This window comes from Streptomyces sp. NPDC052910 (assembly GCF_055585605.1).
In genome coordinates, this window is record NZ_JBVJJR010000008.1 from 64,463 (window position 1) to 90,883 (window position 26,421).

A 26,421-nucleotide genomic window follows, 5' to 3' on the forward strand; every position below is an offset into this window, starting at 1 on the left:
CGCCGGTCAAGCAACTCCCAGCGTAGCGGCGCCCCTTGCCCGACACCAGCGCCCGGTCCACGTCACGTCGCGGAGCCACCTCTCAGCGGACACCCCCCGCAGCCGCGGGCCCCGACCGCCCCTCCGAGAGAGGGCGGTCGGGGCCCGTCGGGCGTGGAAGCCGGTCAGACCGCCTGTTCGCGCCAGGCGCGGAGAACAGTCCGGACGGCACCGGAGACCTGACTCTGCCGAGCGCGGTCGGCCCACAAGTGCGCGTCGTGTTCGGTGAGAATGACCGTCTCCCCCGAGACGGTGGCGGTGAAGTTGAACTGACGGGTGGCGCGCCCACTGCCGGAGCGGTAGTCGAAGTGGCCGAGGTAGCCGCCGACGGCCGTGATCGTCAGTCCGGTCTCCTCGGCGACTTCCCGCCGCAGGGCCTCGACGAGGGTTTCGCCGTCGTCGACGCCGCCGGAGGGCAGCTCCCACAGGCCGCCGAGGTAGTCGCCCGTCGGTCGGTGCAGCAGCAGGACCTTGCCGTCGGCGTCGGCGATGACGGCGCCGACGACGGTCTTGGCGATGCCGTCGCGTTCGGCGGCGCGGACAAGGTCGTCGAGCAGACCGGAGTCGGGGGGAGACGGGCTCACAGCAGGTCCTCCGCATGAGAGGCGACTTTGGCGACGGCCGCGGTGTAGGCGTCGGCGAGGGGAACGTCCTCCTCGCGGTGCCAGACCGGCAGCTTGAAGGTGGTGGCGTACACGTGCTCGGCCGTCGGGAAGTTACCGGCGGCAGGGCTCTGGCGGCCAGCGTAGCCAGGCAGCAGGGCCCCGGGGGCCTGGAACAGCGGATGAGTGCCCAGGGGTCGGGTCGAGCCCGGCCGGTCGGCGACGGTGGCGCCTTCCGCGTGGACGGCGTCGAGGAAGCGCCGGAGCGACAGCCCGCCGAGTTCACCCGGCTCGTACCGCAGCGGCAGCGCGTACCAGGACGGCCGGGCGTGGACCGGTACGTGCGGCACCCGGATGCCCGGCAGGCCCTCCAGGGCGGCGCCCATCCGGGCCGCGATCTCCCGGCGCACGGCGAGGTGACCGTCGAGGCGCGTGAGTTGGGTGCGGGCGAGCGCGGCGGCCAGGGGGTGGATGCGCAGTTTGAGGCCCATGCCGGTGACCGCGAAACGGGCGAGCGGGTGGTCGGCGGGGATCTCGCGGCGGCACCGCTTGTTGTACTGGCCGTGGAGCAGCACCCGGTAGTACAGCTCGGTGTCGTCGGTGGCGACGAAGCCGCCCTCGCCGGCCGAGAGCGGCTTGGGGCCGTTGAGGCTGAACGCGGACGCGGTGCCGAACGTGCCGATCCGCTGCTGTTTCCAGGTGGCGCCGTGGGCGTGGGAGCCGTCCTCCAGCAGCATCAGTCCATGCGCCTCTGTGAAGGACACCAGCGCGTCCATGTCCTCCGGCAGGCCCCACAGATGCACCGCGACGACGGCCTTCGTCCGGGCGGTGACGCGCCGGGCGGCATCGTCGAGGTCGAGTCGGCCGCGGTCGTCGACGTCGGCGAGAACCGGGTGCGCTCCGAGGTGGAAGAGCGGGGTGGCGGTGGCGTGAAAGGTCAGGGCCGGGACGATGACCTCGTCGCCGGGTCCGATCCCGGCGGCCGCGTACATCGAGTGCAGCGCTGCCGTTCCCGTACAGGTCGTCACGGCGTGCCGGATTCCGAGGTAGGCGGCGAGCGCGTCCTCCAGGTCCGCGACGACGCCGGAGCGGTCGGGGATCGAGACGGCCGTCTCCAGTTGGGCCGAGACCGCGCGTCGGTCCGCGTCTTCGATCGGCGGCCACACGAAGTGCGGGCCGCGGGCCGTCACGACGGACCGGCCGCCGAGGAGTGCGAGCGGGGAGCCATTCATGCCAGGAACTCCTTGGGATCGGCCGGGCGGTTGGTGGTGGCGGAGGCATAGGCGGCGGCCAGGAACGCGGTGTGCGGCAAGTGAGCGGCCGGGCCGGAAGGGTTCGGCGCTGCGCCGTCCAGGACGCGGCAGAAGCGGTCGATCTGCACGGCCGGCGAGCAGGGCCAGGCCGGCTCGCGCAGCAGCGCCTCGGTCACCTGCCCGCCCGGGTCGAGGAGGCGTACGGTGCCGCGCTCGACGATGAGCGTGCCGTATGGTCCGGTGATGGCCAGGCGCTCGGTCTTCGGGCCGGCTGAGCGGGAGACCAGCAGCGAGCCGTACGGCCCGTGGTCGTAGGCGAGGTGGACCAGGGCGGTGTCCTCCGCGTCGTACGCGGTCCCCGGCACCGCGGCGGTCGATGTGTCCGCGAGGACACGATCGGGCAGCCCGAGGTACCACAGGAGCAAGTCGATGAGGTGGTAGCCCATGTCCGCCAGGCATCCGCCTCCCGCGAGCTCCGTACGGCCACGCCACCCGGCGGCCGGGTCCGGGCAGTGGAAGGTGTACCGGCCTTCGACCAGGTACGGGGTGCCGATCCGCTCCAGCAACTGGAGAACGGCGGCGTAGACGGGGTGGAAGCGGCGCTGCACCGCGACCATCAGCTCGATCCCGTCCTTGTCGCACAGCTCCGCCGGCTCGGCCGCCTCGTGAGGGTCGGTGGCGAACGGCTTCTCCTTGAGCACGTGCACCCCGACCTCGGCGCACGCGACCACGACCTCCCGGCCGGCGTGGTGTGGTACCGCGGCGATGACGAAGTCCGGTCGGAGCTCCCGCAGGAGACGTTCGACGGTGGTGAAGCCGGGCACCTGGTGTTCGGCGGCCACGGCGGCGGCCCGGTCGGCGTCGACGTCGCAAACTCCGGCGAGCTCGGCGAGGCGGCACCTGGCGAGGCCGGGCAGGTGGTCGTCGGCGGCCTGGCCGCCGAGCCCCACCAGCGCCGCCCTTTTGCGTACGCTCATCACTCACATCCCCTTCGGCTGCGCAGCGACCCGCCGTCCGAGCCGCCTGCCCTCCGAGGACACCGCGGCCGTGCCGTCGGCGGCAGGGGCGATGCCGCAGGCCGCAAAGCGGTTTGCATCCCGTGCAAAGCCCCTGCACAGGCCCGGCACGTGCGAGTACGGTGTGCGGCGGCGCACTCCCGGCGAGCGGGGGAAGAGAATGGACGCGGTCGGATCACCGCCGGTGCCGGTGGTGGATGGCAGCCCCGGGGAACTGGTCCGGCAGGCGCGCAAGAAACAGGGCCTGACCCTGGCCCGGCTCGGCGAGCTGACCGGCTACTCCGCCTCCCAGATCTCCCGCTATGAGCGCGGCGTCTCGCCACTGACCGACGTCACCGTGCTACGGCGCTTCGCCGACACGCTGGGTATTCCGTCCCGGACCCTCGGTCTGGCCTCTCGGCCGGAGGTCCGGCGCGGACCGGCGATCGGCGCGACCACCGCCTACCCCCGCCTTCCGGGGCCTAGGGTGGCGGGGACGGCTCGTCGAGACGACGGGGAGGGCCCGGTGCGGCGCAGGAAGTTGCTCGCGAACCTCGCGGTCACGGCCGCCGCGGCAGTCGGCGCCCCCGTCCTGCCCGCCGGCAGGACAACCGGCGAGGGGGCCACCGTCGGCGAGACCCTGGTCGCGCGGGTGCGGGACGCCATGCTCGGCCTGCACAGAGGTGTCACCGTGCCGCCGACGGCGGTCCTCCGAGCCGACCTGGCCCGCGCCTTCGCCGACTTCCACACCTGCGCGTACGGCAGTCTGGCCGTGCGGTTGCCCCGGTTGATCTGCGCGGCCCACGCCCGGGCCGGCGGTGCGGACGCCGGGAACGACGGGCTTCTGGCGCACAGCTATCTTCTGGCCACGCGCATGCTGATCAAGCTGGACGAGCCACAGCTCGGCTGGATGGCCGCCGACCGCGCCCGTCAGGCCGCGGAAGCCGTCGGTGAGCCCCTACTGAGCGCCGAGGCCGCACGTCAACTCGCGGTTCTCGCACGCAAGGCCGGCTGGCGCGAGCAGGCACTGTCCATCGCCCTGACGGCCGCCGACCACCCCGCCCTCCGCGGCGGAGCGCCGGCCATGATGGCCCAGCGGGGTCTGCTGATCCAGTCCGCCGCGTACACCGCCGCCCGCGCCGGCGACGCGGCCGGCATGCGGGAGCTGACCGCCGAGGCCGCAGCCATCGCCCGGGAGCTCGGCCCGGGTGCCGTGCTGCGGGACCACGGCGGCGGTTTCAGCCCCACCACCGTCCGGCTCCACTTGGTCTCCGCCGAGAACTCCGCCGGCGACCCCTCCGCCGCGCTCGCGGCGGCCAGGGCGGTGACGCCCGGGAGCCTGCCGAGCACCGAGCGCCGGGCCCGCTACTACACCGACGTCGCCACCGCCTGTGCCCGATGGAACCGAAGGGACGACTGCATCCGCGCCCTCCTGGCCGCCGAACACCACGCCCCGGAAGAAACCCACGCCCGACCTGCGGTGAAAACCCTGGTCTCGGGGCTGCTGGTCTCCGGACGCACGACGACCGAGCTGCGCGGGCTCGCCGCCCGGGTCGGTGTCCTCACCTGACGGTTCACTCGCCGTGCCTGCCTGGTCGTCGCCGCCCTTCCGCACGCGGCACGACTCACCACCGCCGCCGCCACCGTCAGGCCTGCCCTCGACGGAACCACCGAGCGGCCGGAAACCACCGCCCGCCCATTGCGGTTCCGAGATGCGAAATCTAGTCTCCACTAGATCACCGGCGCGCGGCACTCCGTGCCGTCCGCCGGGTGCCGCACCGTTCGAGCAGCCGAGCGAGGAGTGACCGCCATGTCCGCAGCAGCGCCGACGCCGCCCGTTCCGACCGTCGTCGCGGGGACCGCGCCCGTGACGCGTCAGGAGGAGGTGCTGACCGGCCCGGCCCTGGAGTTCGTGGCCGCACTGCACGAGCGGTTCACCCCGCGCCGGGACGACCTGCTGGCGCGCCGCGTGGAGCGGCGGGCGGCGATCGCCCGTACGGGCACCCTGGAGTTCCCGCCGGAGACGGCGCGCGTGCGTGAGGACCCGACGTGGCGGGTGGCCCCGGCCCCGGCCGCGCTCGAGGACCGGCGGGTCGAGATCACCGGTCCGACGGACCGCAAGATGACGGTCAACGCCCTCAACTCCGGGGCCCGCGTGTGGCTCGCGGACTTCGAGGACGCCTCCGCTCCCACCTGGCGGAACGTGGTCCAGGGGCAGGTGAACCTGACCGACGCGTTCGAGCGGCGCATCGACTTCACCAGCCCGGAGGGGAAGACGTACGCCCTGCGGCCGGACGAGGAGCTCGCGACGGTCGTCGTCCGGCCGCGCGGCTGGCACCTCGACGAGCGGCATCTCACCGTCGCGGGCCGGCCCGTCCCGGGCGCGCTGGTCGACTTCGGGCTGTTCTTCTTCCACAACGCGCGCCGGCTCGCGGAGCGCGGCAAGGGACCGTTCTTCTACCTGCCGAAGCTGGAGTCGCACCTCGAGGCGCGGCTGTGGAACGACGTGTTCGTCTTCGCCCAGGAGTACGTCGGACTGCCGCACGGCACGGTCCGGGCCACCGTGCTGATCGAGACGATCACCGCGGCGTTCGAGATGGAGGAGATCCTCTACGAGCTGCGCGACCACGCGTCGGGGCTCAACGCCGGCCGCTGGGACTACCTCTTCTCCCTCATCAAGAACTTCCGTGACGCCGGCGAGAGGTTCGTCCTGCCCGACCGCAACGCCGTGACGATGACCGTCCCGTTCATGCGCGCCTACACCGAACTCCTCGTCCGCACCTGCCACAAGCGCGGCGCGCACGCGATCGGCGGCATGGCGGCGTTCATCCCGTCCCGCCGTGACCCGGAGGTCAACGAGGCGGCGCTGGAGAAGGTCAGGGCCGACAAGGAGCGGGAGGCGAACGACGGTTTCGACGGCTCGTGGGTGGCCCACCCGGACCTCGTCCCGGTCGCGCGGGCCGCGTTCGACGCCGTCCTGGGCGACCGCCCGCACCAGAAGCACCGGCTGCGGGAGGACGTCCGCGTCACCGCGGAGCAGTTGCTCGCGCTCGACACGACGGAGGCCAAGCCCACGGTCGAGGGGCTGCGCAACGCCGTCCAGGTCGGCATCCGCTACATCGAGTCCTGGCTGCGGGGGCAGGGCGCGGTGGCCATCTTCAACCTCATGGAGGACGCGGCCACGGCGGAGATTTCCAGGTCCCAGATCTGGCAGTGGGTGCACGCCGGCGTTCACCTGGAGGGGGGCGAGAAGGCGACGCCCGGCCTCGTCCGCGAGGTGGCGGCCGGGGAGCTCGCGGCCCTCCGGAAGGAGCTGGGCGACGCGGCGTTCGCGTCCGGCCGCTGGCAGGAGGCGCACGACCTGCTGCTCACGGTCGCCCTGGACGACGACTACCCGGAGTTCCTGACGCTGCCCGCGTACGACCTCCTCGACTGAGCGCCGGCCGGGGCGACGCGGCCTGCCTGAGGGAAGCAGGAGCGGGCGGCCGGGGCGACGCGGCGGCCTGAGCGGCGGCCTGAGGAAAGCAGGTCGCCGCTTTACCTCCACCATGGTCGAGGTTCTACGGTTCCTCTCATGAGTATGGAGACCACCGCCTGGACGCAGTTGCACGGCCTGATGAACGCGCAGCACAACCGGCGTCCCTTCACCCGGGCCACCCTGCGCCGCATCGGCGCCTTCGCGCGCCCGCACCGTCGCCGCATCATCCGGTTCGTGCTGCTCAGCGTCGCGGGCGCGCTGCTCGCCGTGGCCACGCCGGTGCTCGCCGGGCGGGTGGTGGACGCGATCGTGCGCGGCGACGACCCGGGGACGGTGGTCCGGCTCGCGCTGCTGATCGCCGCGATCGCGCTCGGGGAGGCCGCGCTCGGCCTGCTGAACCGCCTGCTGTCCGCGACCCTCGGCGAGGGACTGATCCTGGATCTGCGGACGGCGGTCTTCGACCACGTCCAGCGGATGCCGGTGGCGTTCTTCACCCGCACCCGCACCGGCGCGCTGGTCAGCCGGCTCAACAACGACGTGATCGGCGCCCAGCGGGCGTTCAGCAACTCGCTGTCGGGCGTCGTCGGCAACCTGGTGACGCTGTTGCTCACCCTCGCCGTGATGCTGACCCTCTCGTGGCGGATCACGCTGCTCGCGCTGGTGCTGCTGCCGGTGTTCGTGGTACCCGCGCGCCGGGTGGGTGCCCGGATGGCGCGGCTCCAGCGGGAGGCCGCGGACCTCAACGCCGCGATGGGGACGCGGATGACCGAGCGGTTCTCGGCCCCCGGTGCCACGCTGGTGAAGCTGTTCGGGCGGCCGGACGACGAGTCGGCGGAGTTCGCGGCCCGGGCGCGCCGGGTGCGGGACATCGGGGTGCGGACGGCGATGGCCCAGTCGGCGTTCATCACCGCGCTCACGCTCGTCTCGGCCCTCGCCCTGGCCCTGGTGTACGGCCTGGGCGGCTGGTTCGCGCTGCGCGGCTCGCTGGAGGCGGGTGCCGTCGTCTCCCTCGCCCTGCTGCTCACCCGGCTGTACGCGCCGCTGACCGCGCTCGCCGGCGCCCGCGTCGAGATCATGAGCGCCCTCGTCTCCTTCGAGCGCGTTTTCGAGGTGCTGGACCTCAAGCCGCTGATCGAGGAGCGGCCGGACGCCCGGCCGGTGCCCGACGGGCCAGTGTCGGTGGAGTTCGAGGACGTCCGCTTCGGCTACCCGTCGGCCGACAAGGTCTCCCTCGCCTCCCTGGAGGAGGTCGCCGCCCTCGACACGCGCGGCGGCACCGAGGTGCTGCACGGCGTCTCGTTCCGCGCCGAGCCGGGGCAGACGATCGCCCTGGTCGGCTCGTCGGGCGCCGGCAAGTCCACCATCGCGCAACTGCTGCCCCGGCTGTACGACGTGGACGCGGGCGCCGTGCGCGTCGGCGGCGTGGACGTCCGGGACCTGACGGCCGCGTCCCTGCGGGCCACGATCGGCATGGTCACCCAGGACGGCCACCTCTTCCACGACACCGTCCGCGCCAACCTGCTTCTCGCCCGGCCCGGCGCCACGGACGACGAACTGTGGGACGCGCTGCGGCGGGCCCGCCTCGACGAACTGGTGCGCGCGCTGCCGGACGGTCTCGACACGGTCGTCGGCGAGCGCGGCTACCGGCTCTCCGGCGGCGAGCGGCAGCGGATGACCATCGCCCGGCTGCTGTTGGCGCGGCAGCGCGTCGTCATCCTGGACGAGGCCACCGCCCACCTCGACAACACCTCCGAGGCCGCCGTACAGGAGGCCCTGGCGGAGGCGCTGGAGGGCCGTACGGCGGTGGTGATCGCCCACCGGCTGTCCACCGTCCGGGCCGCCGACCGGATCCTCGTCGTGGAGGGCGGGCGCGTCGTCGAACGCGGCACGCACGACGAGCTCCTCGCGCTCGGCGGGCGCTACGCCGAGCTGCACCGCACGCAGTTCGCGAAGACGGAGGGCGAGCGGACGCCGGAGGGCGCGGGGACGGAGAGCGCGGGGACGACGGAGGGCGCGGGGACGGAGCGCGAGCGGGCGCCGGAAGCCGCAGGGACGGAGAGCGAGCGGACGTCGGAGGTCGCGGCACCGTGACGGGCGGCGCCCCCGGCTAGCCGGTGATCGCCCCGAACGCCACGAACCCGCAGATCAGCACCGCCAGGATGGCCAGCAGCGGCCAGACGAAGCGCAGGTACCGGTCGTACCCCACCTTCGCCAGCGAGACCCCGCCCACCACCACGGCCGTCGTCGGCACCCACAGGTTCATCCAGCCGCTGGCCGCCTGCCAGGCCGTCACCACCACCGCCCGGGAGACGCCCGCGAAGTCGGCGAGCGGGGCGAGGATCGGCATGGCGAGGGTGGCGTGGCCGGAGGTGGAGGGGATGAGGAAGGCGAGGGGGAGGTTGACGATAAAGACCATGACGCCGAAGAGGGCGGCTGCGGTGCCGGTGACGGCGCTCTCGATCGAGTGCAGCACGGTGTCCGTGATGCGAGCGTTGTTCATGATGACCGTGACGCCACGGGCGAGAACGATCGTCAGGGCGGGGGCCAGGAAGTCGGCCGCGCCCTGCACGACCACCGCGCTCAGCCGCCGCTCGCCGAGCCGCGCGACGATGCCGACCAGCACCGCGGCGGTCAGGAAGAGGGCGGCCAACTGGGCGAAGGACCAGTTGAGTTCCCAGGTGTAGGGCCGGGCGTCCGCACGTCCGGTGAGGGCGCTCGCCCACGGGATCACCGAGAAGATCATGAAGACGAAGACGGCGGCGACCAGGGCGAGCACGGTCCGGTGCAGGCCGGTGAGGGCGGGCGGTTCCTCGGCCGCGGCGGCCAGTTCCCGGTCGCCGGGCAGGAAGCCGACGAGGGAGCGCTCGGGACGGGTGCGCACCCGGTGCGCGTACCAGAGGACGTAGGCGATGGTGACACCGGTGAGGACGAACCACATCGCGAACCGCAGGGCGATCCCGTCGCCGAGCGAGACGTCGGCGGCGGACGAGGCCACGCCCGTGGCGAAGGGGTTGACGGTGGAGGCGAGCACGCCGACGCCGGCGCCCAGGATGATCGTGCCGGTGGCGACCATCCGGTCGTACCCCAGGGCGAGCATCAGCGGCACGATCAGGCCGTAGAAGCCGAGCGTCTCCTCGGCGAAGCCCTCCACCGTGCCCAGCAGCGAGAAGACGGTCATGACGCCGGCGATCAGCAGGGCGCCGCGGGCGCGCAGCCGGTGGGCGAGGCGTTCGATGCCGCGGTCGAGGGCGCCGGTGGCGAAGACGACGGTGATGAACGCGCCGATGGCGAGGACGAACAGGAAGACGCCCGCGCTGCCGTAGAGGGTGCCGGCGACGTCGGTGGCGACCTGACCGGTGCGCGGGTCCCGGATGCCGTAGAGGCCGTTGACGGGGGCGAGGAACAGCTCGCCCAGCCGGTGGACGAAGTCGCCCGGCGCCGCCTCGCGGTGGTAGGTGCCCTGGACGGGGTTGCCGTCCGGCGTCCGCCGGTAGGTGCCGGAGGGGACGACGAAGGCGAGGGCCCAGACGACGATGGTGACGGCGACGAGCACGGTGAGCGCGCTGGGGAAGACGAACCGCCGGCCGCTGGGCTTGCCGGGCCTGCTGTGCTCGCTGTGCTCGCTGTCGGCGCCATCCTCCACTGGCCGGTCGTCCATGGGGCCCCTCTCCGCACGACGGGTGCAGTCGGTGTGCCCCGATTGTCACTAGATCATCGGTTTTTCCCCTTCCGCCACGCGGGGCGGCTCGGCATTGCGCCGGACGCGCCCCACCCCCCGGAACGCGAGGTTGAGCAGTACGGCCGTCAGACAGCCGGCGCTGACACCCGAGTCGAGGATCGTCCGCAGCGCCTCGGGGACGGCGTCCCCCGCGTAGAAGGTCTTGGAGACCACGGGGATCATGCCCATGCCAAGCGACACGGCGGCGACGAGCACGTTGTCGCCCCGGTCGAGGCCGGCCTTCACCAGCATCCCGATCCCGCCGGCCGCGACCGTCCCGAACAGCACCAGTCCCGCCCCGCCCAGCACCGGCGGCGGCACCAGCGCGACCAGCGAGGCGAACGCCGGGCTGAGCCCGAGGACGACGAACACCAGCCCGCACACGGCGACCGTGAAGCGGCTGCGCACGCCGGTGATGGCGACGAGCCCGATGTTCTGCGCGAACGCGCTGTTGGTGAAGCCGTTGAACACCGGCGCGACGGCGCTGCCCAGGGTGTCCGCCCGCAGCCCGGCCGCGATCGTCTTCTCGTCCGCCGGCCGTCCCACTATCTCGCCGAGCGCGAGCATGTCCGCGGTGCTCTCGGTCATACACACCAGCATCAGGATGAACATGCTCACCACGGCCGGCACCTGGAACTGCGGGTGCCCGAAGTGGAACGGCTCGGGGAAGCCGACGAGCGCCGCGTGCCGGGTGGCGGAGGCGTCCACCGCGCCCAGCGGCACGGCCAGCAGGGTGCCGGCGACCAGACCGAGCAGGACGGCGATCTGCCGCAGGAAGCCCCGGAGCAGCCGGCGCAGTACCAGGACGATCAGCAGCGTGGCCCCGGCCAGGCCGAGGCCGGTACCGGACGCGGGCCGCTCGGGGTGGCCGTCCTGGATCCAGCCGAACGCGACCGGCAGCAGGGTGAGGCCGATGAGGGTGATGACCGTCCCGCTGACGACGGGCGGGAAGAAGCGGACGAGCCGGCAGAAGTAGGGGGCCAGCAGGAAGCCGAGCGCCCCGGCGACCATGACCGCTCCGTAGACGACGGGCAGCGCGTCCCGCCGGTCCGTCTGCCCGTCGGCGAGGGCCAGGACCGGCGCGACGCCCGCGAAGGAGACGCCGTTGACGAACGGCATCCGCGCCCCGACCCCGAGGAAGCCGATGGTCTGGAGCAGCGTGGCGAGCCCGGCCGTGAAGAGGGCGGCTCCGACGAGGAAGGTGATCTCCCGCGTGGACAGTCCCACGGCGGCCCCGATCACCAGCGGCGGGGCCACCACGCCCGCGTAACTGGCGGCGACGTGCTGCGATCCGGTCGCCAGCAACCGCCCGGGGCGCGGGAGTTCATCGACGGGATGGACGGGGTGGGCGCGATGGGCGGGATGGGAGGGGTGGGAGGGCTGGACGGGTGGGGGGTGCGGGGGCGGTATGGGCTCGCCCGGCGGCGAGGGTAAGGCGGTTCCCTCCGGTTCCGCTCTCCCCGGCCCCGGAGGCGTCGCGCCGGTGATACCGCCCGGCGGCGCGACGGCCCGCGGTCCTCTGGAGGGCGGCGGCCCCGTTTCGGGTGGCGGCCCTGCTTCGGGCGGCGGCCCTGTTTCGGGCGGTTCGGCGGGTGGCCTGGGCACGGTCACGGGGGCGTTCCTCCTGTCGTTGTGCGTACCGCCGGCGAAGCAGCACGGTTTCCGGAGGCGTTGCGGGGGGGCATCGGGATGCCGGGGTCACGGGGTGGCTCCGGGGCCCCCGGGGGTCCTGCAAGTCCCCGCGGCCCTGGGGACCGGAGGGTCGTGGGAGCCAGGGGGCCGGGGGGCGTGGGGGCCAGGGGCCGGGGGGTCGTGGGGGCCAGGGGGTGCCTAATCCCCCGCCGCGATCCGTTCCAGGCGGCGGGCCTGCGCGCGGGCGGCGCGGGCGATGCCGTCCTCGTCGGCGGTGGTGAGCCGGCCGTCCTCGACGACCGTCCGGCCGTGTACGAGGGAGAGGGTGACGGGCGCGGGCGGGCCGAGGACGAGGGCGGCGACGGGGTCGGCGACGGTCGAGTGACCGAGGCCGTCGAGGCGCCAGAGGACGAGGTCGGCGAGCTTGCCGGGTTCGAGCGAGCCCAGTTCGTCCGCCCGGCCGAGCACCCGGGCGCCGCCGTACGTCGCCATCCGCAGCACCTGACGCACCGTCAACGCGTCGGCCCCGCCCGCCAGCCGGTGCACGAGGAGGGAGTTGCGCAGCTCGGTGTGGAGTTCGCCGGACTCGTTGGAGGCGGTGCCGTCCACGCCGAGCCCGACCGGGACGCCCGCCGCGAGGAGGGCGGGGACGGGGGCGGTGCCGGCGGCCAGCCGCGCGTTGGAGGACGGGCAGTGGGCGACGCCGGTGCCGGTGCGGGCGAAGGCGGCGATGTCGGCGTCGTCCATGTGCACGCAGTGGGCCATCCACACGTCGTCGCCGAGCCAGCCGGTGGAGTCCAGGTAGTCGGTCGGGCCCATCCCGAACCGCTCCTTGCAGAACCGCTCCTCCTCCACCGTCTCCGAACCGTGGGTGTGCAGCCGGACGCCCTTGCGGCGGGCCAGCGCGGCGGCCTCGCGCAGCAGGTCGGTGGTGACGGAGAAGGGCGAGCAGGGGGCGACGCCGACGCGCAGCATCGAACCGGGGGACGGGTCGTGGTGGGTGTCGATCGCCTCCTCGGTGGCGGCGAGCGCGGCGTCGAGGGTCTCGACGGCGAAGTCCGGCGGCAGCCCGCCGTCCGACTCGCCGAGGTCCATCGAGCCCCGGGTCGGGTGGAACCGCACGCCCAGTTCGCGGGCGGCGCGGATCTCGGCGCCGAGCAGGTCGCCGCTGCCGCGCGGGAAGATGTAGTGGTGGTCGGCGGCGGTCGTCACGCCGCCGCGGACCATCATCGCGAGGGAGGCGCGGGCCGCCTCGTACACCATCGGCTCGTCGATGCGCGCCCATATCGGGTAGAGCGCCTTGAGCCAGTCGAAGAGGACGGCGTCCTGGGCGAGGCCGCGGGTGAGCCACTGGTAGAAGTGGTGGTGGGTGTTGACCAGCCCGGGGGTGGCCAGGTGGCCGGTGGCGTCCACCCGGCGGACGACACCGGTGAGCCCCTCGGGGGCGGGCCCGGGGCCGACGGACTCGATGCGCTCGCCCGCGACGACGAGGTGGCCGGTGGCGTGTTCGGTGTCGTGCGCGTCCACGGTCGCCAGGGCGCAGTTCTCGATGACGGTGCGCTGCGGCTGTGCTGTCCGTTGTGCTGTCTGTTGTGCTGTCGGCCGTGCTGTCGGCTGTGCTGCTGTCACGGTGACTGTTCCTCCGGAAGTGCTCGTGGTGCCGTGGGGGGCTGGAGGCACGTGGGGGCTAGAGACAGGTGAGGTCCACGGGGATGCCGGGTTCCGCGCCCGCGCGCAGGACGGTGGCCTCGATGAGCCCGTAGGGGCGGTCGGCGGCGTGGTAGACCTCGTGGTCGTTCTTGAGCCCGAAGGGCGCCAGATCCACGAGGAAGTGGTGCTTGTTGGGGAGGGAGAGGCGTATCTCCTCGACCTCCGGCCGGTGTTCGACGACACGGCTGCCCATCGCGTGCAGCGTCTGCTGGAGGGAGTACGAGTAGGTGTCCGCGAACGCGTACAGCAGGTGTCCGCGGACGGCGTCCCAGGACTCGTCCCACCGGGGGGCGTCCTCGGCGTCGCCCGTCCACGCGTACCGCCACTTGGAGTTGACCTCGGTGGCGAGGACGCGGTCGTCGGTCTCCGGCAGGGTGGTGTAACGGTCCTTGACGAAACCGCGGAACTCGGAGCCGGTGCTGTTGAGGACCACGAGGTCCTTGAGGCCAGAGATCACCTGCCACGCGTCGCCGTCATAGGTGATCTGCGCGGTACGGGTCTCGCGGCCGGCCCGGACGAAGGAGTGCCGGGCGTCCCCGCCACCGGGTACGTCGATCCGGTCCCAGGCGTGCTCCTCGACGCGGATGCGCGCCCGGTGGATGGCGTCCTGGCTCGTGACGAAGTGCCGGGCGAGGTGAATGCCGAACTCCTCGGCCGAGGCGATGCCGCGCTCCTTGGCGAAGGCGAAGACGGTGTTCTTGGTGGTGTCGGTGGTGAGGACGTTGGCGTTGGAACCGGAGAGGTGGACGTCCTCCATGGCACCGGAGAGGGCGACGGAGACGACGAGGTCCTTGAGGTGGTGGGTGGCGCCGTCGCGAGTGACCCGGACGACGTGGCACTCGGCCTTGCCGTACTGGTTCTGGCCCAGCACGGGTCGGCCGACGGGACGGCCGGAGGCTTCGGGCAGGGGGACGGGGGCCCCGGGCGTCAGGGCTTCGGACTGGGCGACTTCGGGCTGGGGGGCTTCGGGCAGAGGCGCTTCCGGCATAACGTGCTAGCTCCCTCGGTAGACGGAGTAGCCGAAGGGGCTGAGCAGCAGCGGTACGTGGTAGTGCTCCCCCGGGGCCACGGCGAAGACCGTCGTGACCTCGGGAAAGAACGCTGCGCCCCCGGCTCGTTCACGGGACAGGTGGGGCCCGACCTCGAACAACAGCCGCGCGTGGGTGGCGTCGCCGGGCAGCGCGGGAAGGTTTCCGCACCGGCCGTCACGGTCGGTCTCGGCGACACCGACCGCCGCCCAGCCGTTCCGGGCGCGGACGGCGAGGGTGACGGACACCCCGGCGGCGGGTCGGCCGGCGGCGGTGTCCAAGATGTGAGTGGAGACGGTGGCGGGTTTGGTGGGACCGGCTTCAGGGCCGGCGTCGGGCTCGGTGGGGGCGGTTTCAGGCCCGGGAGAGCCGGCTGCAAGTGCAGCGGGCGCGGCTTCCGGCCCGGGAAAGCCGGTTGCAAGTGCAGCGGGTGCGGCTTCCGGCCCGGGAGAGCCGCCTGCAAGTGCAGCAGGTGCGGCTTCCGGCCCGGGAGAGTCGCCTTCAAGCCCGGCAGGGGCGACTTCAAGCCCGGCAGGGGCGACTTCAAGCCCGGTGAGGGCGGCATCCGGTCCGGCGAGAGCGGCCGACGCCGCGCCCCCCGCCCCGGCGAGGGCATCCTCCGGCCCGTCCCCCGCCCCACGGGCCGCCCCTGCGGGCACCGTTGCCGACCCGCTATCGGCTGCCGTCGGCCCCGCGAGGGCGGCCGACGCCTCGCTCCCCGCCCCGGCGGACGCGGCTTCCGGTCCGCTCCCGGCCTCGGCGAAGGCGTCCTGCGGCCCGTCCCCCGCCCAGCTCCCCGCCTCCGCGGGCGCCGCTTCAGACCCGACACGGGCAGTCGCCGGCCCGGCGAGGGCGGCCGACGCCTCGCTCCCCGCCCCGGTGAGGGCGGCTTCCGGCCCGTCTCCGAGGGCTTCCTCCGTCCCGCCCCCCGCCCAGGAGGAGGCGGCATCCGGCCCGCCCCCGGTCCCGGTGAGGGCGGCCGCCGGCTCGTCCCCCGATCCGGCAAGGGCGACTTCGGGCCCGCCCCCGCCTCCGGCGAAGTCGTCCTCCCGGCCGTCCCTCACCCCGCTCCCCGTCCCTGCGGGCGCCGTTGCGGGTCCGCTCGCCGTCCCCGCGGGCGCCGTTTCAAGGCCGCTCCGCGCCTCGGCGCCCGCGAGCCGGGCCAGCCGTAGTCGGTTGATTCGCCCCAACTCCGCTCTGGAGACCTCTCGTTCGCGCTCGGGCGGGTTGCCGAGCCGCCGCCGGAGGGCGTCGCGCAGTTCCTCGGCGGTCAGGCCACTGGCGCAGATCAGGAAGACGTGGCCGAACCGCTCCTGATAGGCGAGGTTCAGCTCGCGCATCTCGGCGGCGAGACCGGGCGGCGCACCGGTCATGCCGCGCTGCTCACCGGCGGAGACGGGGTCGCCGGGGGTGGGCCGGCCGATCGGCGGGTGCCCGGCGAGCGCCTCGTCGAGCCCCGTCTCGTCCAGCCGCGCCACCGCCGCGTCGGAGGCGGCCAGCAGCGCCCGGACGTCGGGGTACGGCCGGCCGGCAAGGACCTCGGCGACCCACGCCGTGCTCGCGCACACCTCCGACAGCGCGGCACGGGCCGCGCTGTCGTCCGCCGTGTTGAACCGGGTGAGCCCCGGCACCGAACTCGAAGACACGGGAACCTCCGTGGCGCTTCTCGCCGCACTCGGACGCGCTGCGCACAGCTAACGCCCTGGACACCTCGGCGTCAACACTTTGTTGAAAAACCACGACTGGCGGGATACCCGGCCAACACGGGGCTCATGCACACCCCTTGCAGCCGCTCCCTACCGGCCCGGCGCCCGTCTGGCGTGGAGCTCGTCGAACCAGCCACCGTCGGAGGTAGCGCCGGCACCACCCGACCCGTGACCGGCGCCGGAGCCACGGGAGCCGCCGGATCCACCGGAGCCACCGGAGGCGTCGACGCCGCGCGATCCGTCGGGCAGGCCGCGCAGGGTCGCGGTGGCGATGTCCAGGAAGGCCGCCGCGGGCCCGGCGCGGCCGCTCTCCGGCACCGCCAGGCAGGTCTCGACGGGCAGGGCGTCGGTGACGGGGAGGTAGACGAGGTCGGGGCGCGTGTACGAGCCCGCGACACTGAGGGGGACGAGCGCGAGGCCCTGCCCGCTGGCGATGAGCTCGAACTTCTCCTCCAGCGAGGACGTGCGGCGCGTCTTGACGTCGAGCACCGGCTCCCCGTCGAGATCGGCCACCGTGAGCGCCGGGCGGGCGGCCAGCGGATGCGTCACGGGCAGGCATACGACCTTGCGTTCGCGGCCGATGGGGACTGTCCGCAACCCCGCGTCGTCGAAGGGCCGCCGGAGGAACCCGACGTGCGCGCGGCCGTCGCGCAACGGCGCGTCCTGTTCCCACCAGCGCAGCGGGAACACGTCGACCGCCACCTCCGGGTGGCGCGCCGCGAACGCCCGGATGGCGTCCGACACGTGCAGGCCGGGCGAGAAGGCGACGACGAGCCGCTGCTCGCCCCGGTCGGCCTCCCGCACCCGCCGCAGCGCGGCGTCCACGACCGCGGCGATGCCGCGCGCCTCCTCGTACAACTTCTCTCCGGCGGCGGTGAGTTCGACGCTGCGCGTGGTGCGGGTGAGCAGCCGGCACCCCAACTCCGCCTCGAACGCCCGGATCTGTCGGCTGAGCACCGGCTGGGCGATGAACAGCTCACGGGCCGCCCGCCCGAAGTGCCGGTGCTCGGCCACCGCGACGAAGTAGCGGAGCTTGCGCAGGTCCAGATCCATGCCCGAACGGTATCAATGGGGCGGGAAGGGTATTGGACGCCCGCCGGGGCCCGCTCGGAGACTGAAGCCCTGCTCGTCACCCCCCCCCGGCCACACCACCGCCCCTCCCGGCTCCCACCCAGAACAGGAATCACATGACCGAGATCGAGGCCGCGACCGATACCGCGACCGAGCCCCGCCGGACCGCCCTGATCGTCGGGGCCTCCCGGACCCTGGGCCTCGGGCTCGCCGCCGAGTTCCTCCGTCGCGGCTGGGACGTCATCGGCACGGTGCGCGGCACCCGGCGCACAGGCCTGCACGACCTGGCCGACACGTCCGAGGGCCGGCTGACCGTCGAGTCCCTGGAGATGACCGATCCCGAGCAGATCGCGTCGCTGCGCGACCGCCTGACATCGCGCACGCTCGACCTGCTCTTCGTCAACGCCGCGATAACGCGCGGTGATCTCCCCGTCGGTGAGGTCCCGACCGACATGTTCACCGAGGTCATGGTCACCAACGCGCTGAGCCCGATGCGCGTCGTGGAGTGGCTCCGCCCCCTGGTCGCCCCGACCGGGGCCATCGGCGTCATGTCCTCCGACCAGGGCAGCGTCTCCCTGAACACCGAGGGCGGCCAGGACCTCTACCGGGCGAGCAAGTCCGCCCTCAACCAACTGATGCGCTGCCACGCCGCCCGCCACACCTCGGACCCCCGCACCCTGCTCCTGCTGGACCCGGGCTGGGTCCGCACCGAACTCGGCGGCCCGGCAGCCGACCTGGCCGTCGAGGAGAGCGTCCCGGGCGTGGCGGAGACGATCGAACGCCACCGCGGCCGGCCCGGCCTGCACTTCGTCGACCACGAGGGGCGGACCGTACCCTGGTGACCCCGGCAGCCGACGGGGGCCCCACCGGCTCAGGAACCCCGCCGCCTCGGAGGCCTCCCCCGCTCACGGGTCTCACCGACGTCCGGTCCCGTCGCCCACAGCCAGTCCGGCACCTCCGTTTACCAGGGGTACCGCGACGCGGACAACCAGACCATGCCGTACAGGAGCGGCTCGATCACCAACAGGCCCCACTGGCAGATCACCTGCGGCCCGGCCTTCGTCCGGTGGAACGCCCAGTGGATGCTCCTGCGCGGCACCGACGGCATCCTGGTCGGCGCCCGCCGCGCCGCCGACTTCCCGGACACGCCCTGGCACGTCCACCAGGTCGGCGCCGCGATCAGCAGCCCCGTCAAGCCCATGGACGAGGTCGCCGCGTCCATCCACTCCCACAAGATGTACGTGACGTACCGCCGCTGGCCGTCGCCCCCGACGGCCGGCGGGTACCCGGAGCCACGCCGCCGCCCCGGCCGGCCGGAGACCGCGGCCGGGGCGGCCGGCTGTCGCGGGAAGCCCCGGCCGCCGCCCACTCCTCCGTCCCTCCGGATCGGCCACCCGGTCAACGCGTTCACGCGCCCGTTTCCGGTGGTCCGGGGAGGGTCAGGGTGAAGGTCGTGCCGGGGCGGGGGTGGTCGGAGTGGGCGGTGAGGGTGCCGTGGTGGCGTTCGGCGATGTCCCTGGCGATGGCGAGGCCGAGACCGCTGCCGCCCGTGTCGCGGGCGCGGGCCTCGTCGAGCCGGGTGAACCGTTCGAAGACGAGCTCGTACTCGTCCGGGGCCAGGGGCGTGCCGTCGTTGTGGACGGTGACCGTGTGGGCGCGGCCGTCGGTGGTGACCTCCAGGACGACGGCGGTGCGCGCGTGCCGTACGGCGTTGTCGAGGAGGTTGCGCAGCAGGCGGTGGAGCCGGACGCCGTCGCCGCGGACGGGGACCGGGTCCGGGCCGGCGCGCAGGGTGACCGGGTGGCCGAGGTGCCGGTACTCGTGGACGAGTTCCGCGGCGAGGCCGGCCAGGTCGGTGAGGGACCGGGCGGCGGGGCGGTCGGGGCGGGCCAGCAGGAGCAGGTCCTCGGTGAGGGTGTCGATGCGTCGCGTGGCGGCGAGGGCGTCGCGGAGCGTTCGGTGCGCGTCGGCGGTGTCGGGGTGGGCGAGCGCGGATTCGAGTTCGTAGCGCAGCGCGGCGACGGGTGAGCGCAGTTCGTGCGAGGCGTCCGCGACGAAGCGGCGCTGGCGTTCCACGGCGGCCTCCAGCCGGTCCAGTGTGGTGTTGGTGGTCAGTGCCAGGCGGCGGACGGGGTCGCGGGCGTCGGGGACGGGGACGCGGCGGTCGAGACTGGTGTCGGTGATCTCGGCGACCTCCCGCCGGATGGCCTCGACCGGGCGCAGCGAGCGGCGCGCGGCGGCCCAGGCGACGGCGGCGACCAGCAGCGCGGCCAGCGGGACACCGGCCGTGAGCGGGGTGCGCAGCGGGACGGTGGCCGACTCGGCGTCGCTCGGGGGCACCAGCACGTAGAGGGTGGAGCGGCACGACCCGTCGGCTTCGGTGGGCAGGCGGCACAGGCGCGCGGGCACGTGCACGGCGGTGGCGAAGACGGTCATGGTGCGGTGCGCGAGGACGTGGGCCTGCCGGTGGGCGATGAGGGCCTTCTGCTCGGCGGAGGTGTCGCTGACGGGCGGCGGCTTGAGCGTTCCGTCGGAGCGGTGGAAGCGGTCGCGTTCGCGCTCGTCGACCGCGCCGACGTGGACCGTGCCCGGCTCCGGGCTGCCGGCCGCCCGGTGGGGCGGCTGGGCGGGGGCTGACGGGAGGAGATCTTTGAGGCCGCTGAGGTACTGGGTGCCGCCGGTCGCGGCGACGGTACGGCCGGCCCGGTCGAGCTGGATGAGCGGCCAGCCGCGCAGGGGGTCGCCGAGGACCTCCTTGCCGGCGGCCGCCTGAGCGGCGAGTTGGACGGACAGCTCGTACGCCCGGTTGTTCGTCGTGGTGTAGGCGTTCTCCCGGACGTGCCCGAACAGCCACCACGCCCCGGCGCCGAACAGCACGAGGGCGGTGACCCCCGCCACGAGCGCGATGCGCGCCTGCCCGGGCAGACGGCGGAACAGGGCTCGCGGGCCGACGGGCTTCCGGGCCGCCATCAGGGCTGTTCGCGGGGGGTGAGGCGGTACCCGCGTCCGCGGACGGTTTCGATGCTGTGGGTGGCGAAGGGCGCGTCGACCTTCTTGCGCAGCGCGGAGATGTAGACCTCCACGATGGCGGTGCCCCCGGTGTAGGACGGGTCCCAGACCTCGTCGAGGATCTCCTCCTTGGACACCGGGCGGTCCGGCGCGTGCAGAAGGCAGGTGAGGATCGCGAACTCCTTCGGCGTCAGGGCGAGTTCGACGGCACCCCGGCCCGCGCGGCGGGAGGTCACGTCCACCCAGAGGTCGCCGGCGCGCAGTACGGACCGGTCGGCGGCGGCGGTGGCGCCCCGGCGCAGCAGGGCCCGCAGCCGCGCGAGCAGGACCACCGAGGAGAACGGCTTGACCAGGTAGTCGTCGGCGCCGGTGTCCAGCCCCTCCGCCTCGTCGTACTCGCCGTCTTTCGCCGTGAGCATCAGCACGGGCGTGGTGAGGCCCGCGGCGCGGAGGGCGGAGCAGATGCGGTAGCCGTTCGGACCGGGGAGCATGATGTCCAGCACGATGGCCGCGTGGTCGCCGGCCAGGGCCCGCTCCAGTCCGGTGGCGCCGTCGCGGGCGAGTTCGACGCGGTAGCCCTCGGCTGTCAGACCGCGCTTGAGTGCGGGCCCGAGCTGGGGGTCGTCCTCGACGACCAGGATGGCGTGCACGGGCACAGCCTGTCACGCCATGGGTTCTTTTTCCTGAAGATGACCTTTGGGATTTTCAGATCGTCTTTGGGCTGCTTCGTGCATGCTGTGTCCCGGTCGCGGCGGGGAGGTCTCACCGGCGGGGCCGACGCGCTCGCCGTTCCCGGCTCCCGGATGCGGCCCGGTTTCCGGGTGCGGCCGGTTTCCGGGTGCTGCCCGGTTTCCGGGTGCTGCCCGGTTGCCAGGCACGGCCCGGTTGCCAGGTTCGGCCCGGTTGCCAGGTACCGCCTCCCCCGCCCCCCGGCCGGTCCGTCGCCTCCCGGCGCCGCCCACCCCCACCCCCACCCCCGCGCCCGCGCCCGCGCCCCGCCCCCTACCGCCCCACCCTCAGCCGTCCGGAGGCGTGCCCCCCATGCGTATCTCCTTCCTCCTCCACAACGCCTACACCATCGGCGGCACGATCAGGTCGACGTTCAACCTCGCCGCCGCCCTGGCCGTCCACCACGAAGTGGAGATCATCTCGGCCCTCCGCTACCGCGAGACGCCGGCCATGGGCGCACCGCCGGGCGTACGGCTGACGCACCTGGTCGACCTGTGGCGCGACTCCCCGCACTACGACGGCGACGACCCCCGCCACGCGCGGCCCGCCCGGATCTTCCCCCGCGCGGACGGCCGCCACCGGCAGTACAGCCGCCTCACGGACGAACGCATCGGCCACTTCCTGTCCCGCTTGGAGACGGACGTGATCGTCGGCACCAGACCGGGGCTGAACGTGCACATCGCCCGGCAGGCCCACCCCGCCGCCATCCGGGTCGGCCAGGAACACCTCACCCTCTCGGGCCACGGGCTGCGCATGCGCCACGAGATACGTCACCGCTACCCCTTGCTGGACGCGCTCACCACCGTCACCGAAGCCGACGCCCACGACTACCGGCGGCTCGGCCTGCCCGACGTCCGGGTACGTGCGATCGCGAACAGCGTCCCCGCCGCGACCGCGGACCCGGCCGCCCGCACCGCCAAGGTCGTCGTCGCCGCCGGACGGCTCATCCCGGTGAAGCGCTACGACCTCCTCATCAGGGCCTTCGCCGACGTCGTCACCGCCCACCCCGACTGGCGGCTACGGATCTTCGGCAGGGGCGACACCACCGGCGACGAGCGGCGCGCCCTGACCGCCCTCATCGACACCCTGGGCCTGAACGGCCACGTCACCCTCAACGACCACGTCGGGTCGCTGGAGGCCGAGTTCGCGAAGGCGTCCCTGGCCGTCTCCTCCTCCGACCGCGAGTCGTTCGGCATGACCATCGTCGAGGCCATGCGCTGCGGCCTCCCCGTCGTCGCCACCGACTGCCCCAGCGGGCCGCGCGAGATCATCACCGACGGAGTCGACGGCCGCCTGGTCCGCCCCGGCGACGTCCAGGGGCTGGCCGCCGCACTCCGCGCCCTGATCCGCGACGACGCCCTGCGCCACCGCATGGGCGAGGCGGCCCACCGGAACTCCACCCGCTTCGCCCCGGACCACATCGCCGAACAGCACCTCGCCCTCTACCGGGACCTCCTCACCCACGGCCCCGGCAAACGCTCCCTCGGCCCCCTACGGGAAGCGGCCCACCAAGCACGCACCGCCACCATCGACACGGCACACGCGCTGCGCTCTGCCGCGCGGGGCGCGGTGAGGAGGCGCCCCGTCCGTTGATCTGCGTACGCCCGGTCGCGTCCCCACGACGGAAGCTCCGTCCGGCCGCCGCCCGGCCCGGGCGCTCACCGGCCTGACTCCCGACGATCCGCCCCGACCGTCAACTGTTGTACCGCGTCGCGTCCTTGCCGGGCCCCGGGGGCAGCAGGCCCCGCGCCGGGCCAGGGCGCAGTCGGATCGCACGATACTGCGGTCCCTCTCCACTTCTGCCGCATGCGGCGCGGGACTCGTACGGGGCATACGAGCCCCGCTCCTCCGCCGTTCAGGAGCCGCAATGCCGGCGCCTCAGCCGTCCGGCACCGGCACGGGCGCCGCGCCGCCATGCCTACCATCGGGAGGGAAGGCACCAAGCTCTGCGATCTCTTGGGGTGGCCATGGCCAGTTGGGCGGATCTGACGACCGGCAAGCGCATCAAGGCTCTGCGCGGCTCCGACATGACGCAACAGGGGCTGGCCGAGGCTGCCGGCGTGTCCCTGGCCCTGGTGCAGAAGGCGGAGCAGGACAAGGGAGACCTCTCCGTGGGGTCCCTGCTGAAGTTCGCCGCCGCGCTCCGCACGGATGTGTCCGTGCTGCTCGGTCAGCAGGCGCCGCGGCACGGTATGAACCGTGAGGACCGCACGGCGCTGCGACGGCTTTCGGACGCCGTCCACGACAGCGCGTTGGGGGACTGGGACGCGATCGAGGATCCGAGCGGCGTCGCGGAGCTCACCCGCGCCCGGGACGAGGCGTGGGCCGCGTACTGGGCGGGTGACAACGTCCAGGTCAGCACACTCGCTTCCCAGGTCCTTCTGGAGGGGCACGCCCGGTACGCGACCGCGACGGACGCCGAACGGGAGCGGCTCGGGGCGATCCTGGCGAGCACATACCGGGTGGCGGCGTCCTGTGCCAACGGGTTCGGGCAGCGGGATCTCGCCCTCGGGGCGCTGGCCTCGGCCAAGCGGTGGGCCGCCGGTGCCGGTGACCCGGTACTGCTCGCCCTTCTCGAGTCGACGTTGTCGTGGGTGTACCTGCGCAGCGCCAAGCTTCCGCGGGCCATGGCGGTCGCCGAGCGCGCCGCCCTGACGGTGGAGCCGAGGTTCAGCCGCGCGTCGGAGCCGGAACTGGTGGCCTACGGACGGCTGATGATCTCCGCTGCGGTTGCCGCCTCCCGCCATGAGGACGAGGACTCGGCGCAGAACTACCTGTCGCAAGCGACGGCGGCAGCCGCCCGACTCGGCCGGGACGTGGACCTCTACGGTACGAGTTTCGGGCCGACAGCGGCCAAGGCCGAAGCCGTGGGCGTCCACGTGGCATTGAAGAACTTCGGGCGCGCGCTGAAGCTCGCCACGGAACCCGGGATGCAAAACCTTCCCCGCACCATGTCCAAGGTGGCGAGGAACCGGTACAGGCTCGACGTGGCTCTCGCCCAATGTGCCGCCGGGCTCTACGACAAGGCCGGCGACACCCTCGTCGAGGTGGGGCTCGAAGCTCCCGAATGGGTGCGGCACCAGGCTCTCCCCGGGGTGATCGGGCGGCGCCTGGCGAAGGTCTCCTCGGCGAGGGCCCGCAGGATCGGCGAACTCATCGGCGTGCCCTTGATCGTGTGACTCATACGAAGCATACGAGTCACCCTGAGTTGTCTTGGGTGGTCGTACGCTTCGTCGGTTCTCTCCCCGCGCTCGCCGCACCAAGATGCAGGCATGCCGGGAAACCCTGAACCACCCCGCTCGGCGAACGACCGTGCGCGCCGACGCCGTCTCCTGGATGCTGCCTCGGGATTCGAGTCGTCCGTCCGGCCGTTCCCTTGCGTGATCTACGTCCATGCGACAACCGCCGCCGATCTGGCGCTTGCTCGGCAGGAGTGCCGCGACTGCGCCTACGCGCTCGGCTGGCACGTCGTGGGCACGATCGCCTGGATCGGCGAGCAGGGCCGGTCCACAGAGCGCAAGTACCTCGACCGGGCCATCGGCTGCTTCACGGAACGCGGGGCCAAAGTTCTCCTCACGGTGCACCCCGCCATGTTGCCCCGCACCGAGGAGCGGTACCGCGCCTTCGTCACCGCGATCGAGGCCCACAACGGCTTCGTGCACTTCAGGAAACCGGCGCCGGGCGCTTCGCCGGCCGAGAGGGGCCGGGGCTGATGGTCAGATACGGCAATTGGGCCACCGATACCCGTGACGGGCGGGTCGGCCAGGTGGTGCGTCAGAGGTTCACGATCGTCGTGCTGCGTTCACCGGACGGCGGGAAGGAATGGGACTGCCCGTTCGACGATCACCGTATCGCCACGGTACGGGAGCTCAAGGACGCCGGCCTGTGGGAGCGGCGATGAGCGCCGACCCGAAGAAGCCACGCCCCCGTCTGACCCTCCGCGTCTCCCGGGACGGCGGACGGACGTACGGGACCACGGTCACGCACCTCCCCCGCACGGACCACCCGCCCGACTCCCCACTCCGTTTCCCACCGTGCTCCTGCCCCACCTGTCATCCGAGGAACCGATGACCCACCCCTCACTCTCGATTCACCTTCCGCAAAGCAGTGACCCGCGCGCCTTCCCCACGCCTCCGTGCCCGCCGTGCGAAGTCCAAGAAGGCGAACTTCGGGCTCTGGACGTGGAATTGCGAGCCGCGGAACGCCGCGAAGAGGGCAACCGCGTCGCGCTCCTCCGGCACGAGCACGACGAACGGCTGGAAGCTCTGCGGCGCCACCGCGACGGTCACGCGCTACGCGTCACGTGAGACCTCGCCGCTTCCGCACGGCGGCGGGAAGGGCCGGAGGGGGGGTGGGCGGCCGTCAGCCGGGCCCGGCAGGGGCCGGTGCGCAGGAGGGCCGGACCTTTCATGACGTCACTCCCGAGGCGTTCACCGAACGGACCCGGCCAGCAGGGCAACGCCGGGAGGTCAGGTCACGTCATAACCGTCTCAGGTCAGTTCCTCGGCGAGCAGGTCCATGAGCAGTCCGTCCTGCCAGGCGCCCGTCCGGTGGTCGCGCGCGTACGCTCGCATGATCCCCACGGGCTTGAACCCGACCTTGCCGTAGCTGCGGATCGCCGCGGTGTTGGCCGCGGCGGGGTCGATGGTCAGCCGGTGATGACCGCGTTCCCGCACCAGCCACCGGGCCAGCGTGCGCACCGCGTCGGTACCCAGCCCCTTCCCGTGGTGCCGTGTCGTCAGGAAGATGTCGATGCCTGCGCGGCGGAACTCCGGGTCGTTCTCTTCGTCGAACTGGGCCGCCCCGATGACCTGCCCCTCGAAGAGGATGGCGAGCATGCCGTCGTAGTCGTCCGGGGGCGACCACCACGCCGCGACTTCCGGCTCTCTCACCATCCTGTCGAGGATCTCCTCCTCGCCTGCCGCCACAGGTCGCAGTACGACCTTGTCTCCGTTCAATTTGCCGTTCATCGCGTTCATTGTCCTTCATTGCCGCTCGGAGAGGGAGGCATCCGCCGTCCGGGGGGCGGGGGGTACGGCCGGTCGCTCCTCTACTCCGCCCTGTTCAGGTAGTTGTAGATGGTGAACCGGCTGACGCCGAGCGCCGCCGCGACCTTCTCCACGCCGTGGCGGAGGGCGAAGGCGCCGCGTGCCTCCAGGGAGCGGACGACGGACTGCTTCGTCCTGCGGTCGAGTTGGGCGAGGGGGGTGCCGTGGCGGCGTTCGAGGTCGGTGAGGATGCGGTCGAGGGAGTCGGCGAGGTGGGGGAGGCGGACGGCGAGGACCTCGCGGCCCTCCCAGCTCAGGACGACGTCGTCCGGCAGCGCCTCGGCGGGGTCGAGGAGGAGGCCGCCCATGGCCTCCACCAGGGGGGCCACGGCGGCGCGGAAGCGCTCGGCCTCGGCGGCCGTGTCGTTCACGAGCCGGCTCCCGGGGTGCCGCCGGCCGGAGC

23 protein-coding genes and 1 pseudogene are annotated in these 26,421 nt (G+C 73.3%); 9 read left to right on the top strand and 15 right to left on the bottom strand.

Going from position 1 to position 26,421, the window contains the following annotated elements:
* Positions 1–164: 164 nt before the first annotated feature.
* The 3 genes from ACZ6X9_RS26020 to ACZ6X9_RS26030 are packed head-to-tail and all read right to left on the bottom strand — an operon-like array spanning position 165 to position 2,871.
* A complete protein-coding gene (locus tag ACZ6X9_RS26020) occupies positions 165–623 on the bottom strand; it encodes an NUDIX hydrolase (RefSeq protein WP_469780429.1) in 459 nt (152 codons plus the stop codon).
* Positions 620–1,873 carry a DegT/DnrJ/EryC1/StrS family aminotransferase gene (locus ACZ6X9_RS26025; protein WP_469780430.1) on the bottom strand — a complete coding sequence of 418 codons (1,254 nt, stop codon included), beginning with the start codon at positions 1,871–1,873 and terminating at the stop codon, positions 620–622. Before ACZ6X9_RS26025 ends, ACZ6X9_RS26020 begins: the two co-directional genes overlap by 4 nt.
* The gene (locus ACZ6X9_RS26030; protein ID WP_469780431.1) at positions 1,870–2,871 is read right to left on the bottom strand and encodes a Gfo/Idh/MocA family protein; all 1,002 of its coding nucleotides are present in this window, start codon (positions 2,869–2,871) and stop codon (positions 1,870–1,872) included. The genes ACZ6X9_RS26025 and ACZ6X9_RS26030 overlap by 4 nt, the downstream gene beginning before the upstream one ends.
* Before the next feature lie 199 nt (positions 2,872–3,070).
* On the opposite strand from ACZ6X9_RS26030, the gene ACZ6X9_RS26035 reads away from it, so the two are divergent.
* The 3 genes from ACZ6X9_RS26035 to ACZ6X9_RS26045 all read left to right on the top strand — a co-directional run bounded on the left by ACZ6X9_RS26035 (position 3,071) and on the right by ACZ6X9_RS26045 (position 8,458).
* Positions 3,071–4,459 (top strand): helix-turn-helix domain-containing protein, encoded by a 1,389-nt coding sequence (locus tag ACZ6X9_RS26035; RefSeq protein WP_469780432.1) that lies wholly within the window; start codon positions 3,071–3,073, stop codon positions 4,457–4,459.
* A 240-nt stretch (positions 4,460–4,699) separates the two neighbouring features.
* Positions 4,700–6,325 (top strand): malate synthase A, encoded by a 1,626-nt coding sequence (aceB, locus tag ACZ6X9_RS26040; RefSeq protein WP_469780433.1) that lies wholly within the window; start codon positions 4,700–4,702, stop codon positions 6,323–6,325.
* Positions 6,326–6,463: 138 nt separating this feature from the next.
* Entirely contained in the window at positions 6,464–8,458 is a 1,995-nt protein-coding gene (locus tag ACZ6X9_RS26045; protein WP_469780434.1) for an ABC transporter ATP-binding protein, read from the top strand.
* Positions 8,459–8,474: 16 nt separating this feature from the next.
* Here ACZ6X9_RS26045 and ACZ6X9_RS26050 read toward each other — a convergent pair whose 3' ends face one another.
* From ACZ6X9_RS26050 to ACZ6X9_RS26080, 7 genes and pseudogenes are all read right to left on the bottom strand, one after another.
* Positions 8,475–10,025: a YfcC family protein gene (locus tag ACZ6X9_RS26050; RefSeq protein WP_469780435.1), complete on the bottom strand. Its 1,551-nt coding sequence runs from the start codon at positions 10,023–10,025 to the stop codon at positions 8,475–8,477.
* A gap of 48 nt (positions 10,026–10,073) precedes the next feature.
* A complete protein-coding gene (locus ACZ6X9_RS26055) occupies positions 10,074–11,495 on the bottom strand; it encodes a nucleobase:cation symporter-2 family protein (RefSeq protein WP_469780642.1) in 1,422 nt (473 codons plus the stop codon).
* 420 nt (positions 11,496–11,915) lie between these two features.
* Positions 11,916–13,268, bottom strand: coding sequence for an 8-oxoguanine deaminase (locus ACZ6X9_RS26060; protein WP_469780643.1), 1,353 nt, complete (start codon positions 13,266–13,268; stop codon positions 11,916–11,918).
* Between the two features lie 136 nt (positions 13,269–13,404).
* The gene (gene pucL / locus ACZ6X9_RS26065; protein ID WP_469780436.1) at positions 13,405–14,415 is read right to left on the bottom strand and encodes a factor-independent urate hydroxylase; all 1,011 of its coding nucleotides are present in this window, start codon (positions 14,413–14,415) and stop codon (positions 13,405–13,407) included.
* Between the two features lie 6 nt (positions 14,416–14,421).
* Complete coding sequence (uraH, locus tag ACZ6X9_RS26070; protein ID WP_469780644.1) at positions 14,422–15,519, bottom strand: hydroxyisourate hydrolase; 1,098 nt, start codon at positions 15,517–15,519, stop codon at positions 14,422–14,424.
* 78 nt (positions 15,520–15,597) lie between these two features.
* A pseudogene (gene uraD, locus ACZ6X9_RS26075) lies at positions 15,598–16,101 on the bottom strand (2-oxo-4-hydroxy-4-carboxy-5-ureidoimidazoline decarboxylase); the annotation flags it as partial.
* A gap of 150 nt (positions 16,102–16,251) precedes the next feature.
* Positions 16,252–17,214: a LysR family transcriptional regulator gene (locus ACZ6X9_RS26080; RefSeq protein WP_469780437.1), complete on the bottom strand. Its 963-nt coding sequence runs from the start codon at positions 17,212–17,214 to the stop codon at positions 16,252–16,254.
* Positions 17,215–17,348: 134 nt separating this feature from the next.
* On the opposite strand from ACZ6X9_RS26080, the gene ACZ6X9_RS26085 reads away from it, so the two are divergent.
* Positions 17,349–18,074, top strand: coding sequence for an SDR family oxidoreductase (locus ACZ6X9_RS26085; protein ID WP_469780438.1), 726 nt, complete (start codon positions 17,349–17,351; stop codon positions 18,072–18,074).
* Positions 18,075–18,227: 153 nt separating this feature from the next.
* A complete protein-coding gene (locus ACZ6X9_RS26090) occupies positions 18,228–18,680 on the top strand; it encodes a hypothetical protein (RefSeq protein WP_469780439.1) in 453 nt (150 codons plus the stop codon).
* Here ACZ6X9_RS26090 and ACZ6X9_RS26095 read toward each other — a convergent pair.
* Positions 18,640–20,202, bottom strand: a complete 1,563-nt coding sequence (locus ACZ6X9_RS26095) for a sensor histidine kinase (protein WP_469780440.1) — start codon at positions 20,200–20,202, stop codon at positions 18,640–18,642. The two genes, ACZ6X9_RS26090 and ACZ6X9_RS26095, sit on opposite strands and share 41 nt — an antisense overlap.
* Positions 20,202–20,891 carry a response regulator transcription factor gene (locus ACZ6X9_RS26100; RefSeq protein ID WP_469780441.1) on the bottom strand — a complete coding sequence of 230 codons (690 nt, stop codon included), beginning with the start codon at positions 20,889–20,891 and terminating at the stop codon, positions 20,202–20,204. The genes ACZ6X9_RS26095 and ACZ6X9_RS26100 overlap by 1 nt, the downstream gene beginning before the upstream one ends.
* Positions 20,892–21,282: 391 nt before the next feature.
* Between ACZ6X9_RS26100 and ACZ6X9_RS26105 the strand changes: the two genes are divergently transcribed.
* The 4 genes from ACZ6X9_RS26105 to ACZ6X9_RS26120 all read left to right on the top strand — a co-directional run bounded on the left by ACZ6X9_RS26105 (position 21,283) and on the right by ACZ6X9_RS26120 (position 24,871).
* Complete coding sequence (locus ACZ6X9_RS26105) at positions 21,283–22,563, top strand: glycosyltransferase family 4 protein (protein ID WP_469780442.1); 1,281 nt, start codon at positions 21,283–21,285, stop codon at positions 22,561–22,563.
* A gap of 374 nt (positions 22,564–22,937) precedes the next feature.
* On the top strand, positions 22,938–24,149 hold the full coding sequence (locus tag ACZ6X9_RS26110) for a helix-turn-helix domain-containing protein (protein WP_469780645.1): 1,212 nt from the start codon (positions 22,938–22,940) through the stop codon (positions 24,147–24,149).
* Between the two features lie 201 nt (positions 24,150–24,350).
* Positions 24,351–24,683, top strand: a complete 333-nt coding sequence (locus ACZ6X9_RS26115; RefSeq protein WP_469780443.1) for a hypothetical protein — start codon at positions 24,351–24,353, stop codon at positions 24,681–24,683.
* A gap of 56 nt (positions 24,684–24,739) precedes the next feature.
* A complete protein-coding gene (locus ACZ6X9_RS26120; RefSeq protein ID WP_469780444.1) occupies positions 24,740–24,871 on the top strand; it encodes a hypothetical protein in 132 nt (43 codons plus the stop codon).
* A gap of 178 nt (positions 24,872–25,049) precedes the next feature.
* Here the strand turns inward: ACZ6X9_RS26120 and ACZ6X9_RS26125 are convergent, their stop codons facing one another.
* The 3 genes from ACZ6X9_RS26125 to ACZ6X9_RS26135 all read right to left on the bottom strand — a co-directional run bounded on the left by ACZ6X9_RS26125 (position 25,050) and on the right by ACZ6X9_RS26135 (position 26,326).
* A complete protein-coding gene (locus ACZ6X9_RS26125; protein WP_469780445.1) occupies positions 25,050–25,259 on the bottom strand; it encodes a hypothetical protein in 210 nt (69 codons plus the stop codon).
* Positions 25,260–25,460: 201 nt separating this feature from the next.
* Positions 25,461–25,940: an aminoglycoside 6'-N-acetyltransferase gene (gene aac(6') / locus ACZ6X9_RS26130; protein WP_469780446.1), complete on the bottom strand. Its 480-nt coding sequence runs from the start codon at positions 25,938–25,940 to the stop codon at positions 25,461–25,463.
* Positions 25,941–26,020: 80 nt separating this feature from the next.
* The gene (locus ACZ6X9_RS26135; RefSeq protein WP_469780646.1) at positions 26,021–26,326 is read right to left on the bottom strand and encodes a helix-turn-helix domain-containing protein; all 306 of its coding nucleotides are present in this window, start codon (positions 26,324–26,326) and stop codon (positions 26,021–26,023) included.
* Positions 26,327–26,421 lie beyond the last annotated feature (95 nt).

Coding starts and splice junctions, on each gene's coding strand:
- aceB (WP_469780433.1), top strand. CDS start 4,700: ATGTCCGCAGCAGCGCCGACGCCGCCCGTTCCGACCGTCGTCGCGGGG.
- ACZ6X9_RS26135 (WP_469780646.1), bottom strand. CDS start 26,326: ATGGGCGGCCTCCTCCTCGACCCCGCCGAGGCGCTGCCGGACGACGTC.
- ACZ6X9_RS26035 (WP_469780432.1), top strand. CDS start 3,071: ATGGACGCGGTCGGATCACCGCCGGTGCCGGTGGTGGATGGCAGCCCC.
- pucL (WP_469780436.1), bottom strand. CDS start 14,415: ATGCCGGAAGCGCCTCTGCCCGAAGCCCCCCAGCCCGAAGTCGCCCAG.
- ACZ6X9_RS26090 (WP_469780439.1), top strand. CDS start 18,228: ATGCCGTACAGGAGCGGCTCGATCACCAACAGGCCCCACTGGCAGATC.
- ACZ6X9_RS26105 (WP_469780442.1), top strand. CDS start 21,283: ATGCGTATCTCCTTCCTCCTCCACAACGCCTACACCATCGGCGGCACG.
- ACZ6X9_RS26030 (WP_469780431.1), bottom strand. CDS start 2,871: ATGAGCGTACGCAAAAGGGCGGCGCTGGTGGGGCTCGGCGGCCAGGCC.
- ACZ6X9_RS26085 (WP_469780438.1), top strand. CDS start 17,349: ATGACCGAGATCGAGGCCGCGACCGATACCGCGACCGAGCCCCGCCGG.
- ACZ6X9_RS26110 (WP_469780645.1), top strand. CDS start 22,938: ATGGCCAGTTGGGCGGATCTGACGACCGGCAAGCGCATCAAGGCTCTG.
- ACZ6X9_RS26050 (WP_469780435.1), bottom strand. CDS start 10,025: ATGGACGACCGGCCAGTGGAGGATGGCGCCGACAGCGAGCACAGCGAG.
- ACZ6X9_RS26080 (WP_469780437.1), bottom strand. CDS start 17,214: ATGGATCTGGACCTGCGCAAGCTCCGCTACTTCGTCGCGGTGGCCGAG.
- ACZ6X9_RS26095 (WP_469780440.1), bottom strand. CDS start 20,202: ATGGCGGCCCGGAAGCCCGTCGGCCCGCGAGCCCTGTTCCGCCGTCTG.
- ACZ6X9_RS26045 (WP_469780434.1), top strand. CDS start 6,464: ATGAGTATGGAGACCACCGCCTGGACGCAGTTGCACGGCCTGATGAAC.
- ACZ6X9_RS26025 (WP_469780430.1), bottom strand. CDS start 1,873: ATGAATGGCTCCCCGCTCGCACTCCTCGGCGGCCGGTCCGTCGTGACG.